Origin of the sequence: Xanthomonas chitinilytica (assembly GCF_026107455.2) — a bacterium.
GTDB lineage: Bacteria > Pseudomonadota > Gammaproteobacteria > Xanthomonadales > Xanthomonadaceae > Stenotrophomonas > Stenotrophomonas chitinilytica.
Map to the genome: position 1 here is coordinate 95,756 of NZ_JAPCHY010000002.1, position 17,061 is coordinate 112,816.

12 protein-coding genes are annotated in these 17,061 nt (G+C 71.3%); 4 read left to right on the plus strand and 8 right to left on the minus strand.

Features of this window, described 5'->3' with window-relative positions; genetic code table 11:
- Positions 1-44: 44 nt before the first annotated feature.
- The 6 genes from OK345_RS02595 to olsF all read right to left on the minus strand — a co-directional run bounded on the left by OK345_RS02595 (position 45) and on the right by olsF (position 7,381).
- The gene (locus tag OK345_RS02595; protein WP_265126349.1) at positions 45-1,160 is read right to left on the minus strand and encodes an ABC transporter permease; all 1,116 of its coding nucleotides are present in this window, start codon (positions 1,158-1,160) and stop codon (positions 45-47) included.
- Positions 1,157-2,341 (minus strand): ABC transporter permease, encoded by a 1,185-nt coding sequence (locus OK345_RS02600; RefSeq protein ID WP_265126350.1) that lies wholly within the window; start codon positions 2,339-2,341, stop codon positions 1,157-1,159. The genes OK345_RS02595 and OK345_RS02600 overlap by 4 nt, the downstream gene beginning before the upstream one ends.
- Positions 2,326-3,336, minus strand: a complete 1,011-nt coding sequence (locus OK345_RS02605) for an HlyD family secretion protein (RefSeq protein ID WP_265126351.1) — start codon at positions 3,334-3,336, stop codon at positions 2,326-2,328. Before OK345_RS02605 ends, OK345_RS02600 begins: the two co-directional genes overlap by 16 nt.
- Positions 3,333-4,673 carry a TolC family protein gene (locus tag OK345_RS02610; protein ID WP_265126352.1) on the minus strand — a complete coding sequence of 447 codons (1,341 nt, stop codon included), beginning with the start codon at positions 4,671-4,673 and terminating at the stop codon, positions 3,333-3,335. The genes OK345_RS02605 and OK345_RS02610 overlap by 4 nt, the downstream gene beginning before the upstream one ends.
- 177 nt (positions 4,674-4,850) lie before the next feature.
- Entirely contained in the window at positions 4,851-5,651 is an 801-nt protein-coding gene (locus OK345_RS02615; protein ID WP_265126353.1) for a UDP-2,3-diacylglucosamine diphosphatase, read from the minus strand.
- The gene (gene olsF / locus OK345_RS02620; RefSeq protein ID WP_265126354.1) at positions 5,648-7,381 is read right to left on the minus strand and encodes a bifunctional ornithine lipid synthase OlsF; all 1,734 of its coding nucleotides are present in this window, start codon (positions 7,379-7,381) and stop codon (positions 5,648-5,650) included. The genes OK345_RS02615 and olsF overlap by 4 nt, the downstream gene beginning before the upstream one ends.
- A 210-nt stretch (positions 7,382-7,591) precedes the next feature.
- Here olsF and metK point away from each other — a divergent pair, with 210 nt between their 5' ends.
- The 4 genes from metK (at position 7,592) to OK345_RS02640 (ending at position 11,162) form a co-directional block, all read left to right on the plus strand.
- Complete coding sequence (gene metK, locus OK345_RS02625) at positions 7,592-8,803, plus strand: methionine adenosyltransferase (RefSeq protein WP_265126355.1); 1,212 nt, start codon at positions 7,592-7,594, stop codon at positions 8,801-8,803.
- Between the two features lie 162 nt (positions 8,804-8,965).
- Complete coding sequence (locus OK345_RS02630) at positions 8,966-9,592, plus strand: CDP-alcohol phosphatidyltransferase family protein (protein ID WP_265126356.1); 627 nt, start codon at positions 8,966-8,968, stop codon at positions 9,590-9,592.
- Positions 9,592-10,185, plus strand: a complete 594-nt coding sequence (locus tag OK345_RS02635; RefSeq protein ID WP_265126357.1) for a lysophospholipid acyltransferase family protein — start codon at positions 9,592-9,594, stop codon at positions 10,183-10,185. Before OK345_RS02630 ends, OK345_RS02635 begins: the two co-directional genes overlap by 1 nt.
- A 77-nt stretch (positions 10,186-10,262) precedes the next feature.
- The gene (locus OK345_RS02640) at positions 10,263-11,162 is read left to right on the plus strand and encodes a phosphatidate cytidylyltransferase (protein ID WP_265126603.1); all 900 of its coding nucleotides are present in this window, start codon (positions 10,263-10,265) and stop codon (positions 11,160-11,162) included.
- 20 nt (positions 11,163-11,182) lie between these two features.
- On the opposite strand, the gene OK345_RS02645 is transcribed toward OK345_RS02640, so the two are convergent.
- Positions 11,183-14,053, minus strand: coding sequence for a serine/threonine-protein kinase (locus OK345_RS02645; RefSeq protein ID WP_265126358.1), 2,871 nt, complete (start codon positions 14,051-14,053; stop codon positions 11,183-11,185).
- Positions 14,054-14,143: 90 nt separating this feature from the next.
- Positions 14,144-16,858: a phosphoenolpyruvate carboxylase gene (ppc, locus tag OK345_RS02650; protein ID WP_265126359.1), complete on the minus strand. Its 2,715-nt coding sequence runs from the start codon at positions 16,856-16,858 to the stop codon at positions 14,144-14,146.
- Positions 16,859-17,061: the final 203 nt, after the last annotated feature.

Genomic DNA, 17,061 nt, shown 5'->3' on the forward strand with positions numbered 1-17,061 from the left:
GCAGCCGGCGGCCGCACGACGGATGACCGCCAGCCGGGAATGCGCTATCCGGCCGACGGCGCCGCGCGGAACCGCCACAGCGCCAGCGCGGCGTACAGCAGCGCCAACAGCAGCAGGTTGAGCAGTTCACCGGCGACCTCGTGCAGCTGCGCCCCCATCTGCTGCAGGCGGACGATGGCGTTGATGCCGGCCGTGGTCGGCAGCAGCTTGGCCAGCGCCACCAGCAGCGGCGGCGAGGCCAGCGCCGGCCACGACAGGTTGGACAGGAAGAACAACGGGATCGAGACCGCGGTGATGTACTGGAAGGCGCGCTCGCGGGTGGTGAAGAAACTGCCCACGAACAGGCCGAACGGCACCGCCGCCAGCGCGAACAGCAGTACCGCCAGCATCAGCCCGGGCACGTTGCCGCCGCGCGGGTAGTCCTGCGCCCAGGCATTGAAGCCCACGTAGTAGAGCAGCCCGCACACCGCGACCAGGCCGAACGCCAGCACCATGCCCAGCAGCGTGTCGAGGTCGAAATGCAGGCGCCGGCCCAGCTGTGCGCGACGGCTGCCAAGCAGCACGCCGATGCCCAGCAGCAGGGTCTGGTGCACGATCAGCTCGGCCACGCCCGGCACCACGCTGCTGCCGTAGCCCTCGCGGGTGTTGAACAGCGGGCGCTGCACCAGCTCCAGCGGCGCGGCCTGCGGCGGCCCCATGAAGGCGGCCTGGCGCATCGCCTGCTGGCGGGCGAAGGCGGTCACGCCCTCGGCCAGCCCGTTGAGGATCGCGCTGGCCCGGCTCAGGTAGGCGCCGTTGCCCAGCAGCACCAGCTGGCCGCTGCCGCCGCGCAGGATGTCGCGCTCCAGCCCCGCCGGGATCAGCACGATGCCGTCCACCTGCCCGGCCTCCAGCTGCGCACGTGCCTGCCGCAGCTCCGCCGGCTGCGAGACGATGTGCACCGCGCGCAGCGCATCGATCCGCCGCTGCAGGTCGCGACTGGTGGCGCTGCGGTCGGCGTCCACCACCGCGACCGGCAGGTTGCTGGCCACCTGGTGGCGATAGGCCGCCGGATAGAAGAACGAATACAGCAGCACCGCGCCGATCATCACCGCACGCACGGACGAGTCGCCGAACACGGCCTGCAGGGTCGCCCGGAAAGCGGTCGCGACCCGTTTCATGCCTGCGCCGGCTCGGCCACCGCACGCGGCCGCGCGGCACGCACCAGCAGTACGGCACCCATGCCGCCGGCCAGCGCCGCCATCAGCGCCAGCACGCCCAGCGGCCGCAGCGACACCGTCCATGGCGCGCCCATGAACAGCTGCTGCATCTGCACCTGCACGTAGGCGGTCAGCGGCAGCAGCGCGTTCCACACCCGGGTGAACAGCGGCGCCTCGATCACCGGGAACGTCGCCCCGGAGAAAGCCAGCGCGGTGCCGATGCTCAGCCCGACCAGCGACAGGCCGGTGCCCATGTCGCGGGTCGCGGCGATGAACAACAACGCGAAGCAGGCGCAGGCCAGGTAGAACAGCGGCTGCGCCAGCAGCAACAGCCACAGGCTGCCGGCCACGCCGTCGCCGCGCGCGCAGGCCAGGTACAGCACGCCCAGCGCGCCGTACAGCGAGAACAGCGCCACGTAGGGAAACAGCTTGCCGGCCATCGCCGCCCACGGTCGCGCGCCAAGCCAGGCGGCGAGTTGCCCGTCGCGCAGCTCGCGCCCGAACGCGCCACCCACCGCCAGCGCGGCCAGCAGCGACAGCAGCGCCGGAAAGATCAGCGGCAACAGGAACAGCTCGTAGCTGCGCGCGGGGTTGTGCAGCACGGTGGCCTGCACCGTCACCGGCGCGGCACGCAGCCTGCCCGGCCCGGTCTGGCGCCCGATCTGCTCGCGGAGCATGCGCGCGTTGTAGGCGGCCACCGCATCGGCGATGTCGCGCGACGCCGATTGCCCGGTGGCCATGTAGGTGGCGTTGTAGAACGCATGGACCGTGGCGGCCTCGCCGCGCAGTGCGCGCCGGCTCAGATCGCGCGGCACCAGCACGATGGCGAACACCTGCAGCGCGCGCAGTTCGGACTGCGCCTGCTGCAGCGATGCCGGCTGGCTGACCACCTTCACCCCGGGGCTGGCGTCGATCGCCCGTGCCAGCCCGCGACTGGCGGCGCTGCCGTCCAGGTCCACCAGCGCCACCGGCACCTGCCGCAACACCGAGCCGGAGAACAACCACGCCATCGCCGCCATCAGCAGCAGCGGCATCGCCGTGACCAACGCCAGCTCCCAGCGGTCGGCCCGCCAGTGCCGCAGTTCGCGCCGCAACGAGGCGGCGAACGCTGCGCCCGCGCCCGGGGTCAGCCCTGCGGCCATGCGAACAGCACGCTCATGCCGGGCCGGAAGCCCTCGATCGGCTGCAGCGGCCGTACCCGCACCTCGAAACTGCGCACGTCGTAGCCGGACGACTGCCGGGTGCTGCGCCAGGTGGCGTAGTCGCCGGCCGGATTGATGAAATAGACCTCGAAATCGGCCTTGCGTCCGTCCAGCGCCGGAATGCTGCCCTGCAGCCGCGCACCGGTCTTCAGCCCGCGCAGCTGGTCCTCGCGCAGGTGCATCGCCACCCACATGCGGTCGATGTCCACCAGGGTGAACACCGGGTAGCCGGCCGGCACCAGTTCGCCGACGTCGGCCATGCGCTTGCTCACCTCGCCGGCCAGCGGCGCATGCCCCACCGTCTCCTGGCGCGCGGCATCCACCTCGGCCACCACGCCCTCGGCCTGCCGCACCTGCGCCTGCGCGGCGTCCTTGTCCTGGCGGCGGGCACCGGCCAGCGCCTGGTCGTACTGCGCCCGCGCCGCCCGCGCCAGTTCGTCGGAACTGCGCGCCTGCGCCTGCGCTTCGTCGCGCTTCTGCCGGGTCACCACGCCCTCGCGGTACAGGTTGTCCACCCGCTGGAAGGTCGAACGCGCCAGCTCGGCGCCGGCCACCGCGCGCTTCCAGTTGGCCTCGGCGGCGCGGATGTCCTCGCTGCGCGCGCCCTCTTCGGCCTTGGCGGCCATCGCCTGCGCCGCCGCGACGGCGGCCTCGGCCTGGCGTTCCTTGGCCGCCACCTCGGGGCTGTCGAGCTCGAACAGCGCCTGCCCGGCCGCGACCCGGTCGCCCTCGCGCACGTGCAGCCGCGCCAGCCGCGCGGTGACCTTGGCCGCGACATTGACGTTGTCGGCATCGGCCATGCCCTGGACCTGGTCGCTCGGCGTGCGCAACCCCAACCACAACCCGACCGCCACCAGCGCCAGCAGCAGGCCGCCGCCCACCATCACCCGTCGCCGCCCCTGCGCCGTTGCCGCCACGTCCAGTGAATCGCTCATTCCAGCACCTTGTCCGCCCGCTGGCGGTAGTCGTCGAACCGTTCCATCTGCCCGCTCACCTCGAGCAGCTGCGCCAATGCCACGTCGTACTGGTAGGCCGCCTGCGCGCGCTCCACGCGCACACCGCCCAGCGCCAGCCGGGCGTCGATCACGTCCAGCGAGGTGGCCTGCCCTTCGCGGAAGGAAAGTTCCTGCAGCCGCAGGTTCTCCTCGGCCTGGGCGATGCTGCTGTCCAGCAGCCGGAACTGCACGCGTGCGGTGTCCAGCTCGTTCCACGCCTTGCCCACGCCCAGCCGGACCTGGTTCTCGGCCTCGCCCAGGCCGGCCTGCGCCTGGTCGAGCTGCGCGCGTGCGGCGCTGACCTGCAGCGGCCGCATGCCCGGCGACAGGAAGGTGTAGCGCAGGCCGACGCCGAACGCCCAGTCGGCGTCGGTCAGCAGCGCATCGCGGCGACGCAGGTCGTACTGGCCGAACAGGTACAGCTGCGGCTTGAGCTTGGCCTGCTGCACCCGGATGCCCTGCTCGGCCTGCGCGGCGAGCGCACGCAGGCGGTCGATCTGCGGGTGGCGGCGCAGGGCCATCTGCTCGAATTCCTCGCGCGCGCCCACCGGCGCGTCGATCACGAACAACGGCGAGGACGGCTGCACCGGGCCGCCGCTGCGCAGCAGCGTGGACAGCGCCTGCTGCAGGGTGGCCAGGTCGTTCACCGCCTTCTGGTACTCGCGCTCGGCCTTGTCGCGGGCGACGTTGGCCTGCAACCGCTGGGCGCGGGTGGCGAAACCCTCGCGCTCGAGCTTCTGCGCATCCTCCAGGTGACGCTGCAGGCCATCGCGCACCTCGCGCCGCACCTGCACCGCCTGCTCGGCCAGTTGCTGCCCGAAGTAGGCCTGCACCAGCTGCAGCGACAGCGACTGCCGCTGCGCCTCGCGCTCGGCCTGCGCCTGTTGCGTGGCGGCCTGCGCCGCTTCCTGCGCGGCCGGGATCAGCCCACCGGTATACAGCGGCACGGTCGCGGTCAGCACCGGCCGGGTGCGCCAGTCGCGCTCGCCGAATTCCAGCGGCGACTCGATGCCGTACTCCTCGGCCACCGGCGCCAGCGAGCCCAGCGGCAGTTGCAGCGTCTTCTGGAACTGCATGCGGCGTACTTCGCCGGTGATCTCCGGCAGCCGCAGGTAGCGGGTGGCGTCCTGCAGGTCCTGCTTGTTGCGCACGCCGGCCTCGGCCGCGGCCAGCGCATCGGAGACCTGCAGCAGGCGCTCCTGCGCCTGCGCGTAGCTCAGCGCCGGCGCCTGTTGCGCCGCAGCCGCGCCGGTGACCAGCGCCAGCGACAATCCCAACCGGGCCTTCCAGCCCGTCCATGGCCGACCAGCGCTGTGGGCCAGTGGTCCCTGTCTTGACCGCACCTTGTTCCCCTCGGAATAGCCTGCTGCGAGGATCGCCAGCATAGCGGCATCCGCGTGGGGAAGCTCTCATGCCGCCGCCGTACCGGGGGCCGGAACCCGCGGCCGCGTCGCTCAGGCGGCGCGCTGCAGGGGCGAGCGGGCCGGCAGCTGCAGCAGCGTCTGCCCGGTATGCGACAGCAGCGACAGGCTGCCGTCGGGCGCCTCGGCCAGCGCGGTGAGGCTCTCCACCCAGTCGCCGTCGTTGGCGTACACCAGCCCATCGCGTTCGAACAGCGCCGCACGATGGATATGGCCGCAGACGATGCCGTCCAGGCCGCGCCGGCGCACGTCGAGCAGGCCGGCCTGCTCGAAGCGGGCGATGTAGCGCCCGGCCGCGCCGCTCTGCCGTTTCAGGTACTCGGCCAGCGACCAGTAGCGCAGGCCCAGGCGCCGGCGCAGCCGGTTGGTGAGGCGATTGCCGCCGAGGATGCGTTCGTACAGCCAGTCGCCGAAGCGTTCCTGCAGGCCGCCGAACTGGGTCTGCGCGTCGTAGTCGTCGCCATGGGTGACCAGCAGCCGGCGGCCGTCGGCGGTGACGTGGATGGCGCGGCGGCGCACCTGCATGGCCGGGATCGCCAGGCCGCAGAAACGGCGGATGGCGCGATCGTGGTTGCCCGGCACGTAGATCAGCGTGGTGCCGGATCGGGCCTTGTCGTGCAGCGCCTCGACCACGCGCTGGTGCGCTGCGCCCCAGCTGGCGCGGTGTTGCGACATCCACCACAGGTCGACGATGTCGCCCACCAGGTACAGCGTGTCGCAGCGCTGCTGGCCGAGGAAATCGGCGAACTCGGCGGCATGGCAGTAGTGCGCGCCCAGGTGCAGGTCGGAGACGAACAGGCTGCGCCGGTGCGGATGCAGCTGGGCGATGCTCATGCCGGCACCCCGCGGGTCTGCGCCGCGGCGGCCTCGAGCGGCGCCGCGGCACCGAGATAGCGCTCGCGCTTCTTCGGTTTCAGCCGCTGCAGGTCGACTTCGATCAGGCCGTCCACCGAATCGCTGAAATCCGGGTCCACGCCGAAAGCGAGGAACCGCGCCCCGCCCGGTTCGCACAGTTCGACGTACTGCTTGTAGAGCATCGGGACGGCGGCGCCCAGCGCATCCAGGTTCTCCTTCAGCACCCGCATCGCGGTGGCCGCGTCCAGCGCCTCGAACAGCGCCGCCGGCGCCTGCCGTGCGAACGGCCGCCGCGCCTTGACCTCGTCGGTGCCGGCGGCATGGTAGCGGCTGTAGTAGGCGACGATCTGCACGCGCGCCGGTTCCGGCAGCGAGGCGCTGATCGACACCGCGCCGACCAGGTAGCGGATCTGCGGATGCCGCCGCAGGTAGGCGCCGATGCCCTGCCACAGGTAGTCGATGCTGCGGCTGCCCCAGTAGTCGGGCACCACGAAGCTGCGCCCCAGTTCCAGCGCCTGCGCCAGCCGCGGCACCATGGCATCGTCGTAGTCGAACAGGCTGGCGGTATACAGCCCGGCCAGGCCGCGCCGCGCGATCAGCCCGGCGCAGCGCGCCACGCGGTAGGCGCCGACGATGCGGCGCTGCGGCGGGTCCCACAGCACGATGTGTTCGTACCAGGCATCAAAGCGGTCCAGGTCCAGTGCCTGGCCGGTGCCCTCGCCGACCTCGCGGAAGGTCAGCTCGCGCAGGCGGCCGATCTCGCGCAGCAGCGGCGAGTCCAGCGCCAGCGTGCCGGCCCGCACCTGCTTGCCGTCCAGGGTGTGTCCGAGCAACGGCAGCGCCTCGATGCCCGCCTGCACCCGCTCCGGGTCCGGCGCCGCGGCCAGCGGGACCGGGCCTTGGCGGCCGGGCTGCGCCAGGGCGTAGAGCTCGCGCCGCAGCGCATGCAGTTCGCGGCGATCGTCGCCCAGGGCGTCGGGCGCCTGCCGCGGCCGGCCGATGTACAGCTCGACCCGCTGCCGGCGCCGGGCCAGCGCCTCGCGCGCCAGCAGCGCGGTGGCGGCCGGCTTGAACAGCGCCGAGGTGCCGTAGAACAACGCCGAGTTGCGTGCGCGGATGCACACCGGCAGCAGCGGGGTGCCGGTGCGGCGGGCGAAGTGCAGGCAGCCGCGGTGCCAGCGCCCGTCGCGCACGCCATGCAGGCCCAGCCGCGACACCTCGCCGGCCGGGAACACGATCACGCACTGCTCCCGCTCCAGCGCCTGCTCCACCGCGGCGATGTTGGAACGCGACGGCACCCCGCCCAGCATCCGTACCGGCAGCAGCAGTCCGCGCAGCGGCTCGATCGCCTGCAGCCAGTCGTTGGCGAGGATGCGCACGTCCGGGCGCACCGAGCCGACCGCGTCGAGCAGGGCCAGCGCATCGCGCGCGCCGGAAGGATGATTGGCCAGGATCAGCAGCCGGCCGCGGCGGGGGATGCGCTGCAGTTGCCCATCGGCCACGCGCAGGGAGACCTGCAGGTAGTCCAGCGCCTCGCGCACGAACGCCAGCCCGCCGCGTTGCGGGCATTCGGCCAGGAACCGCTCGGCCGCGCCCAGCCCGGACCAGCGCCCGAAGCCGCGCAGCAGCGGCCGTACCAGGCGCTCCCGGTGGCCGCGGAACCAGGCCGGATACCGTTGCTGCAGGGTCCGTTCCAGCAATGTCGCCATCGCGTCGCCTCCCTCGCTCCCCGTTGCGCGCATGCTCGGCGGCGATCGCGACGGTTCGGTTGCAGCGGCAAGGCAACGACGTGACGATGACGGCGTGACGATGGCCGCCTTAACTCCCGGCAACCCCCGAGCGGGCACAATGCACGACACCCCGGGCACGTGTATCATGCGCGCCCATCTTTCCATCCGAATCAAGGGATATTCAGCCTGATGTCCAGCTACCTGTTCACTTCCGAATCGGTCTCCGAAGGCCATCCGGACAAGATTGCCGACCAGATCTCCGATGCGGTGCTGGACGCCATCCTGGCCCAGGACAAGCGCGCCCGCGTGGCCTGCGAGACCATGGTCAAGACCGGCGTGGCGATCGTCGCCGGCGAGATCACCACCAGCGCCTGGATCGACCTGGAAGCGCTGACCCGCAAGGTGATCCTGGACATCGGCTACGACAGCTCCGACGTCGGCTTCGACGGCGCCACCTGCGGCGTGCTCAACCTGATCGGCAAGCAGAGCCCGCACATCGCCCAGGGCGTGGACCGCAAGAAGCCCGAGGAAATGGGCGCCGGCGACCAGGGCCTGATGTTCGGCTACGCCACCAACGAGACCGACAGCTACATGCCGGCGGCGATCCACCTGTCGCACCGCCTGGTCGAGCAGCAGGCCAAGATCCGCAAGAAGAAGAACTCGCCGCTGTCGTGGCTGCGCCCGGACGCCAAGAGCCAGGTCACCCTGCGCTACGAGGACGGCAAGGTCGCGGCGATCGACGCGGTGGTGCTGTCGACCCAGCACGCCCCGGGCATCAAGCAGAAGGACCTGATCGAGGCCGTCCGCGAGGAGATCATCAAGCCGGTGCTGCCGGCCAAGTGGCTGCACAAGGGCACCAAGTTCCACATCAACCCGACCGGCAAGTTCGAGATCGGCGGCCCGGTGGGCGACTGCGGCCTGACCGGCCGCAAGATCATCGTCGACACCTACGGCGGCTGGGCCCGCCACGGCGGCGGCGCGTTCTCCGGCAAGGACCCGTCCAAGGTCGACCGCTCGGCCGCCTACGCCGCCCGCTACGTCGCCAAGAACGTGGTCGCCGCCGGCCTGGCCGACCGTTGCGAAGTGCAGGTCTCCTACGCCATCGGCGTGGCCGAGCCGACCTCGATCTCGGTCACCACCTTCGGCACCGGCCGGATTCCGGACGAGCAGATCGAGAAGCTGATCCGCAAGCACTTCGACCTGCGCCCGTACGGCATCATCAAGATGCTCGACCTGATCCACCCGATGTACCAGCAGACCGCCGCCTACGGCCACTTCGGCCGCAAGCCCAAGGAGTTCAGCTACAACGACGGCGAAGGCAACAAGGTCGATGCCACCGCGTTCTCGTGGGAGAAGACCGACCGCGCCGAGGCCCTGCGCAAGGACGCCAAGCTGAAGTAAGCATCGCGCCAGCGCGCCATGATCACGAAGGGCCTCTCCGGAGGCCCTTCGTTTTTTCCGCCGTCCGCAAGCGACACCCTGCGCGCGGCCGCCGGTCACATTACCGGCAGGTGGCCCGGCGCACCGCTGGGCCACCGGGTGCCGATGCACTACCATCGGCCCATGGGGAATCAAACCGACCGTCGACCGATCGCCGCGCGTGCGACCGGCTGGGCCACCGCGCTCAGCTCCGCGCTTGCGCGCTCTTCCATCACGCCCAACCAGATATCGCTGCTGAGCATCTTCTTCGCCGCACTCGGCGCGATGCTGCTGTTCTGGTCGGCCAACGTACCGGGGCTGCTGCTGTGCGCGCTCTGCGTGCAGATGCGGCTGATCTGCAACCTGCTCGACGGCATGGTGGCGATGGAGGGCGGCAAGCAGACCGCCACCGGCGCGCTGTACAACGAATTCCCCGACCGCATCGCCGATTCGCTGCTGATCGTCGCCCTCGGCCATGCCGCCGGCTACCCGTGGCTGGGCTGGCTGGGCGCGTTGCTGGCGGCGCTGACCGCCTACGTGCGCGTATCCGGCGGCAGCCTGGGGCTGGCGCAGGACTTCCGCGGGCCGATGGCCAAACAGCACCGCATGGCGGTGCTGACCGCCGCCTGCCTGCTCGCCGTCGGCGAGCGCCTGACCGTCGGCACCTTCTACAGCCTGCCGCTGGCCAGCGCGGTGATCGCGGCCGGCTCGCTGCTGACCTGCATCACCCGTACCCGTGCCATCGCCAAGCAGCTGAAGGCCGCGTCCTGATGCTGTCGCGGCTGCTGGTGGCAGCGGTCAAGCTCTTCATCGGCGCCTATCCGCGCTGGATCGGCAGCCAGCCGCAGGATGTCCAGCGGATCTATTTCGCCAACCATTCCAGCCACCTGGACACGGTGGCGCTGTGGGCGGCGCTGCCGCCGGCGTTGCGTGGGCACACCCGACCGGTCGCCGCGCGCGATTACTGGAGCCGGGGCCTGCGCCGGACGGTCGCCGACAGGGGCTTCAATGCGGTACTGATCGAACGCGACCGCGACAAGTGCGACGGCGATCCGCTGCAGCCGCTGTTCGATGCCCTGGACGCCGGCGATTCGCTGATCCTGTTCCCGGAAGGCACCCGCAACCACGACGAGCTGCCGCAGCCGTTCAAGTCCGGGCTGTTCCACCTGGCCCGGCGCTACCCGCAGGTGGAGTTGGTGGCGGTGTACCTGGACAACGCGCGCCGCGCCCTGCCCAAGGGCAGCCTGGTGCCGGTGCCGCTGGTGTGCACGGTGCGCTTCGGGCCGGCCATCGCATTGCGGCCGGGCGAGGACAAGGAGCGCTTCCTGGAGCGCGCACGGCAAGCGGTGGTGGACCTGGCATGAACACGTTCTACTCGCTGCCGCTGGGCAGTTTCCTGCGGCAGGCCATCGAGCGCGCGCCGCCGAAGTTCTGGTGGGTGATGGGCGGGATCATGGCGCTGCTGGTCGTGGCCAGCGTCATCGGCGCGGTCCTGCAGCGGCGCCGGCCCGGCCCGGTCACCGAGAACCTCAACGCGCGCATCCGCGCGTGGTGGGTGATGAGCGGCGTGCTGCTGGCCTGCTTCCTGCTCGGCAAGGTATCCACGCTGGTGCTGTACGGGCTGCTGTCGTTCTTCGCGCTGCGCGAGTTCATCTCGCTCACCCCGACCCGGCGCGGCGACCACCTGGCGCTGTGCCTGTGCTTCTACGTCGCCATCCCGCTGCAGTACTGGCTGATCGGCATCGACTGGTACGGCCTGTTCGTGATGTGCATCCCGGTGTACGGCTTCCTGCTGTTGCCGGCGGTGTCGGCGCTGTCCGGCGACACCGACCAGTTCCTGGAGCGCAACACCAAGATCCAGTGGGGGCTGATGCTCACGGTGTTCTGCCTGAGCCACGCGCCGGCGCTGATGCTGCTGCGCATCCCCGGCTACGAGGGGCAGAACCTGATGCTGCTGTTCTACCTGCTGCTGGTGGTGCAGCTGAGCGACGTGCTGCAGTACGTGTTCGGCAAGTTGTTCGGCAGGCGCCTGCTGGCGCCGCAGGTGAGCCCGTCCAAGACCGTGGAGGGGCTGCTCGGCGGCGGCCTGTCGGCGGCCGCGGTCGGGGCCGCGCTGTGGTGGATCACGCCGTTCACGCCGCTGCAGTCGGGCCTGCTGTCGCTGCTGATCGTGCTGTGCGGCTTCCTCGGCGGGCTGGCGCTGTCGGCGGTCAAGCGCAGCCTCGGCGCCAAGGACTGGGGCGAGATGATCGAAGGCCACGGCGGCATCCTCGACCGCCTCGACTCGGTGGTGTTCTCCGCGCCGGTGTTCTTCCACGTGGTCCGCTACGGTTTCCAGTAACCGGTTGCCGCCACCGTGGATCAGCCGGCGCCGGGCGTCGTGGTCCGGATCGCTTCCTCGCGCACCGAACGCATGCCGGCGTTGAGCGTGTCCGGATCCATCGCGATCACCGGGTCCAGATAGCGGGTGCGCACCTCGTCCATGGCGGCGCGGTCGTCCAGCTTCACCAGCACGCCATACAGCCGCGATGCGCTCTCGATGGTGTGGGCATCGCGCGGGCCGCGCAGGCGCACGCGCATCTCCAGCGCCTGGCGATGGGCATCGCGGGCGGTCTCCCATCGCCGCGCCCCGTCTTCCAGGCGGCCGATGACGTCCAGCGTCGCGGTGGTGATCGGGTGCTCGTCGCCCAGCGTCCTGCGCTGCAGCCGCAGCGTCCGCTGCGCCAGCACCCGCGCCTCGTCGTACTGTCCGGCGGTGGCCAGCAGGCTGGCCAGCCCGCCACCGGCGAAGATGGTGTCCGGATGTTCCAGCCCCAGGCTCTCCGTGCGTGCGGCCAGCACCTGCCGCTGCAGCGCGATGGCCGGCGCCAGCCGGCCCTGCTTGCCCAGCAGCCGGACCAGTTCGGCGATGCTGGCCAGGGTCTGCGGATGGGCCTCGCCCAGTACCCGCTGCTGCCGCTCGATCAGCGTCTGCATGAATGCCTCGGCCTGGCCGAAGGCCGGTTGCCGCTGCGCCAGCCGCACCGTGTTGGCGCCCACCAGTGCCAGCGCCTGCAGCGTGTCGGGGTGGTCGTCGCCGAGGCGCCGCTCGCGGATGTCGGCGACTTCGCGGGCCAGCGCCAGCGACTGCTCGTACTCGTTGCGGGTGTTGTCCAGGTCGGCCAGGGTGAGCATCGCCGCCAGCGTGGTGGCGTCCTCGTCGCCATGACGCTGCCGGTACAGCGGCAGCAATGCCTCCATCTCCGCACGCGCCTCGTCGCGACGCCCCAGCCGTATCAGCGTGTTCACCAGGTCGCGGCGCAGTTCCAGCAGGCCCGGGTCGGTGGCCTCCAGCCCGCTCCACTGCAGGCGCAGCGCCTGCTGCCGTTCCAACGCCGCCAGCAGGTGGCCCTGCTCGGCCAGCACCCGTGCCGCACCGCTGTCGGCGGCGATCCGCAGCGGGTCCAATGCAGGCAGCGCCGCTGCCTGCCGGGTGGCCGCGTCGAACAGGGCGGAGGCTTCCTCCATCTGCCCCTGCTGCCGCAGCGCCTGCCCCAGGTCCACCCGTACCGAGATCCGCCGCGGGTCGTCCACGGGCAGCATCTCGCGCGCGGCCAGCACCTTGCGCAGCTCCGCGGTGGCGTGCGGATACTGGCCGATCGCCGCCAGCACCCCGGCCAGCGACTGGCGCAGATCCGCGGCCAGCTGCGGCGAATCGCCGAAGTCCCGCTCCACGCGCGCCAGGGCATGCGACACCACGTATTCGTCCAGCACGTCGCGGGCCACGGCGCTGGAACCGGACTGCACGAAGGCCTCGGCCACGCGTTCGTCCAGTGGGGCCTCCTCTCCCGCACCGGCCTGCAAGGCGTGCAGTACGCGCTGCTGCTGCGCGGTCGCCAGCGCATGGCCCATCGCGTCGATGTCCACGCTGGCCAGTGCCGATTGCTGGAAGCGCACCATCCGCTCCAGCTGCAACTGGCGGGTCTCGGCCATGCGCTGCTGTTCCCGTGCCCGTTCCAGGCCGTACAGCGAGACGCCCAGCCCGGCCACCAGCGACAGCGCGATCGCCGCAGCGGCCGCCAGCCCCCAGCGGTTGCGCTGCAGGAACCGGCGTGCCACGTAAAGCCGCTGGCCGCGGCGCGCCGCCACCGGCCGCCGCTGCAGGAAACGCTGCAGGTCGGCAGCCATCTCGTCCACGGTGGCGTAGCGGTCGTCGGCCCTGCGCCGCATCGCCTTGAGCACGATCGCATCGACGTCGGCCGGGATATGCCGCAGCGGCCGTGGCGGCAGCGAGCCGTCGGCGGCGGGCGGCGGAGTGCTGCGGCTGGGCGCGGGCAGCTTGCCGTCGACGATGGCGTTGGACAGGTCCAGCGGCGAGGTCAGGTGCTGGTACGGCCGGTGCCCGCACAGCAACTGGTACAGGACTACGCCCAGCGAGTAGATGTCGGCGGCCACGGTCAGCGGCTGCCGCTCGATCTGCTCCGGGCTGGCATAGGCGATGGTCAACGCATGCTGGCCGGTGCGGGTCTGCGCCACCTCGGTGCTGTCGCCCAGCAGCCGGGCGATGCCGAAATCCAGCAGCTTCGGCTCGCCGGCGGCGGTGACCAGGATGTTCGCCGGCTTGATGTCGCGATGGATGACCAGGTGCCGGTGCGCGTAGGACACCGCATCGCAGACCTTGAGGAACAGGTCGACCAGCTGCGTCAGGTCCGGGCGCCGCTGCGTGCACCACTGGTCGATGCGCTCGCCATCGACGCATTCCATCGCCAGGAACGGACGCCCGTCGGACAACAGCCCGCCATCGAGCAGCCGCGCGATGCCTGGATGCTGCAACCGCGCCAGCAGCGTGCGTTCGCGCTGGAAGCGCTCCTGCAGCACCGGCGAACCGATGGCCGAGTCGTGCAGCAGCTTCAGTGCCACCGACTGCACGAAATCGCCCTCGCGGCGCTCGGCCAGGTAGACGATGCCCATGCCGCCCTCGCCCAGCGGGCGCAGCAGGCGGTATTCGCGTGGGCTGCCGACGGTGGCCTGCTGGCCGCTCAGGTCGGCGGCGGGCTGATGCGGCAACGGCAGTTCGGGGCCACTGGCGGTGGACACGATCGCATCGAGCATCCAGCGCACTTCGCGGCGCAGCGCCGGATCGCCCGCCGTCTCGCGCTCGATCAGTGCGTCGCGCTCGTCCCCCGACAGCGCATTGGCCGCCAGCGCGATGCGCTTGGCCTGCCGGTAGCGTTCGGTGATCTCCCCGTCCATCCCCTCCCCCAGGCCGCCGGAGCAGCCGGCGGCGGAATGCACAACGTCGCGATTATGCCGCTGTTGCGCCCGCCGTACCGGAGGCGGGCCTCAACCGGTGTTCTGCACGCCCTGCGAGACGCCGTTGACGCAGGCCACCAGCGCGCGCAGCAGGGCGTCGTCCTGCCCGCCGCTCTCGCGCCAGCGCCCGAGCAGGTCGACCTGCAGCACGCTGATCGGGTCGATGTAGGGATTGCGCAGGCGGATCGACAGCGCCAGCCGCGGGTCGTGCTCCAGCAGTTCGGCCTGCCCGCTCAGGCGCTTGACCCAGCTGGCGGTCAGTTCCAGCTCGGCGCGGATCAGCGGGAAGAACCGCTCGTGCAGCGGGCCGGCCAGCTTCGAGAACAGCTCGGCGATGTTGATGTCGCCCTTGCTCAGCACCATCGCCATGTCGTCGAGGAAGGTGTCGAAGAACGGCCAGTCGTGCGCCATCTCGCGCAGCGCCGCTTCGTGCCCGGCATCGGCGGCGGCCTGCAGCCCGCTGCCCACGCCGAACCAGCCGGGGATCACCGCGCGCGACTGGCTCCACGCGAACACCCACGGGATCGCCCGCAGGTTGGACAGCGCGGCATCCTCGCCCAGCCGCCGCGACGGCCGCGAGCCCAGGGTCATGCGCTCGATCACGTCGATCGGCGTGGCCTGGCGGAAGTACGCCATGAACTCCGGTTGGCCGACGAAGGCGCGGTAGGCGCGCGAACTGGCTTCGGCCACCCGATCCATCACCGGTCGCCACTGCGCTTCGCGCGGCTCCGGCGCGCGCGGCCGCAGGCTCGAGCGCAGCACCGCGCCGGCGGACTGTTCCAGCGAGCGCAGCGCCAGCGCGCGGATGCCGTATTTGCGGTGGATCACCTCGCCCTGCTCGGTGACGCGCAGGCGGCCGTCGATGCTGCCGCGCGGCGAGGCATCGACGGCATGGGTGGTCTTGCCGCCGCCGCGGCTGATCGAACCGCCGCGGCCGTGGAAGAACGTCAGCCGCACGCCGAAGCCCGCGGCCACGTCCAGCAGTTCCACCTGCGCCCGCTGCAGGCCCCAGCGCGAGGCGGCGATGCCTCCGTCCTTGCCGCTGTCCGAGTAGCCCAGCATGACCATCTGCACGTCGCCGCGCGCGGCCAGGTGCGCGCGGTACACCGGGTCGGACAGCAGGTCGCGCAGGGTGTCGGTGCCGCGGCGCAGGTCGTCCACAGTCTCGAACAGCGGCGCGATGTCCAGCGGCACCGTGCCCTGCGCGTCCACCAGCCCGCCGCGGCGGGCCAGCGCCAGCACCGCCAGCACGTCGCCGCGGTCGTGCGCCATGGAGATGATGTAGCTGCCCAGCGCGTCGGCGCCGTGGCGGCGGCGGGCATCGGCCAGCGCCGCGAACACCTTGTCCAGGCGCTGCCCGGTCTCGTCGTCGGCGGGCGGCGGCAATACCTGCTCGCCGCTGGCATAGGGCGACAGCCGCTGCGCGCGGGCGCGGTCGTCGAGCGCGTCCCAGGCCTGCTGCCCGTCGAGCGCCGCGGCCAGCGCGCGCGCGTGCACCGACGATTCCTGGCGCACGTCCAGCCGCGCCAGGTGGAAGCCGAAGGTGCGCGCGCGCCACAGCAGCCGGCGCACCGAGAACCAGCCGGCGTGGCGGCCCTTGTTGGCCTCCAGGCTGTGCAGGATCAGCTCGATGTCGGCGATGAACTCGTCCGGCGATGCATAGCCGCCAGGCGCGTCGTCCAGCGTGGCCTGCAGCCGCGCGCGCATCAGGTCGTTGAGCAGACGGTACGGCATGTCGGCATGCCGCGGCCGCGACTGCACCTGCGGCAGCAGCCTGCGGTATTCCGCCACCCGCGCCAGCACCGCATCGCTCACCCCCACCAGCTCGACGGACTGGCTGAGCAGGCTGGCCAGCTGCAGCATCTCCTTCAGGTACTGCGCCAGCACCGACTCCCGCTGTGCGTTCAAGGTGGCGCTGATGGTGTCGGCATCCACGTTAGGATTGCCGTCCATGTCGCCGCCCACCCAGGTGCCGAAGCGCACCAGCCGCGGCAGCGGCGGCGACCTGCCCCAGGTATCGACCAGCGCCTGCTCCAGCGATTCGTACAGCACCGGCATCACCCGGTACAGCACCTGGACCAGGTAGAAACCGACGTGCTCGCGCTCGTCGTCCACCGTCGGCCGCACCGGCGAGGAGTCGGCGGTCTGCCACGACGAGGTCAGCGCCATGCGGAAGCGCGCGGTATCGGCGGCGCGTTCGCCGGGCGTGCGCTGGCCATCCAGGTCGGCGACCAGGCTGGCCACCATCAGCTGTTCCTTCTCCAGCAGCGCACGCCGCACCGCCTCGGTGGGATGGGCGGTGAACACCGGTTCGATGTCGATGCGCGGCAGCCACTGCTCCAGCTCCTCCAGGGTCACGCCCTTGGCCTTGAGCCGCAGCAGCGCGTCGTGCAGTCCGTCCGGTTGCGGGCGCCGGGTGCCGGCGCGCTGGTAGTCGCGGCGGCGGCGGATGCGGTGCACCCGCTCGGCGATGTTGACCACCTGGAAGTAGGTGCTGAACGCGCGCACCAGCGATTCGGCATCGCGCGGACTGCGCCCGGCCAGTTGTTCGCTGAGCGACTGCAGCGGCGCCTGGCTCTCGCGGCGCGCGATGGCGGTGGTGCGTACCTGCTCCACCTCGTCCAGGAAGGCGGGAGAAACCTGCTCGGCGAGCAGGTCGCCGACCAGTGCGCCCAGCCGGCGCACGTCGTCACGCAGCGGGATATCCGGCGTGGCGAACACGATGCTGCTGCGGTACTCGTTCATCTGCGACGCCGAACCTCAGGGAGCAAGAGCAATCAAGCCTAACCGAAAAGAACGCGGTGTTTTGCAGTGCACCAATCCTGAAACAGTTGCGTTTGTAATGTTGTCCAGCTGTTGTCCTTTCGGACATTGGAGAAGCGATCCGATGCTCCATGGCGGACAAGCCGTGACATGCCAAACCACCACGGAAGCCGGACCGGCACTAC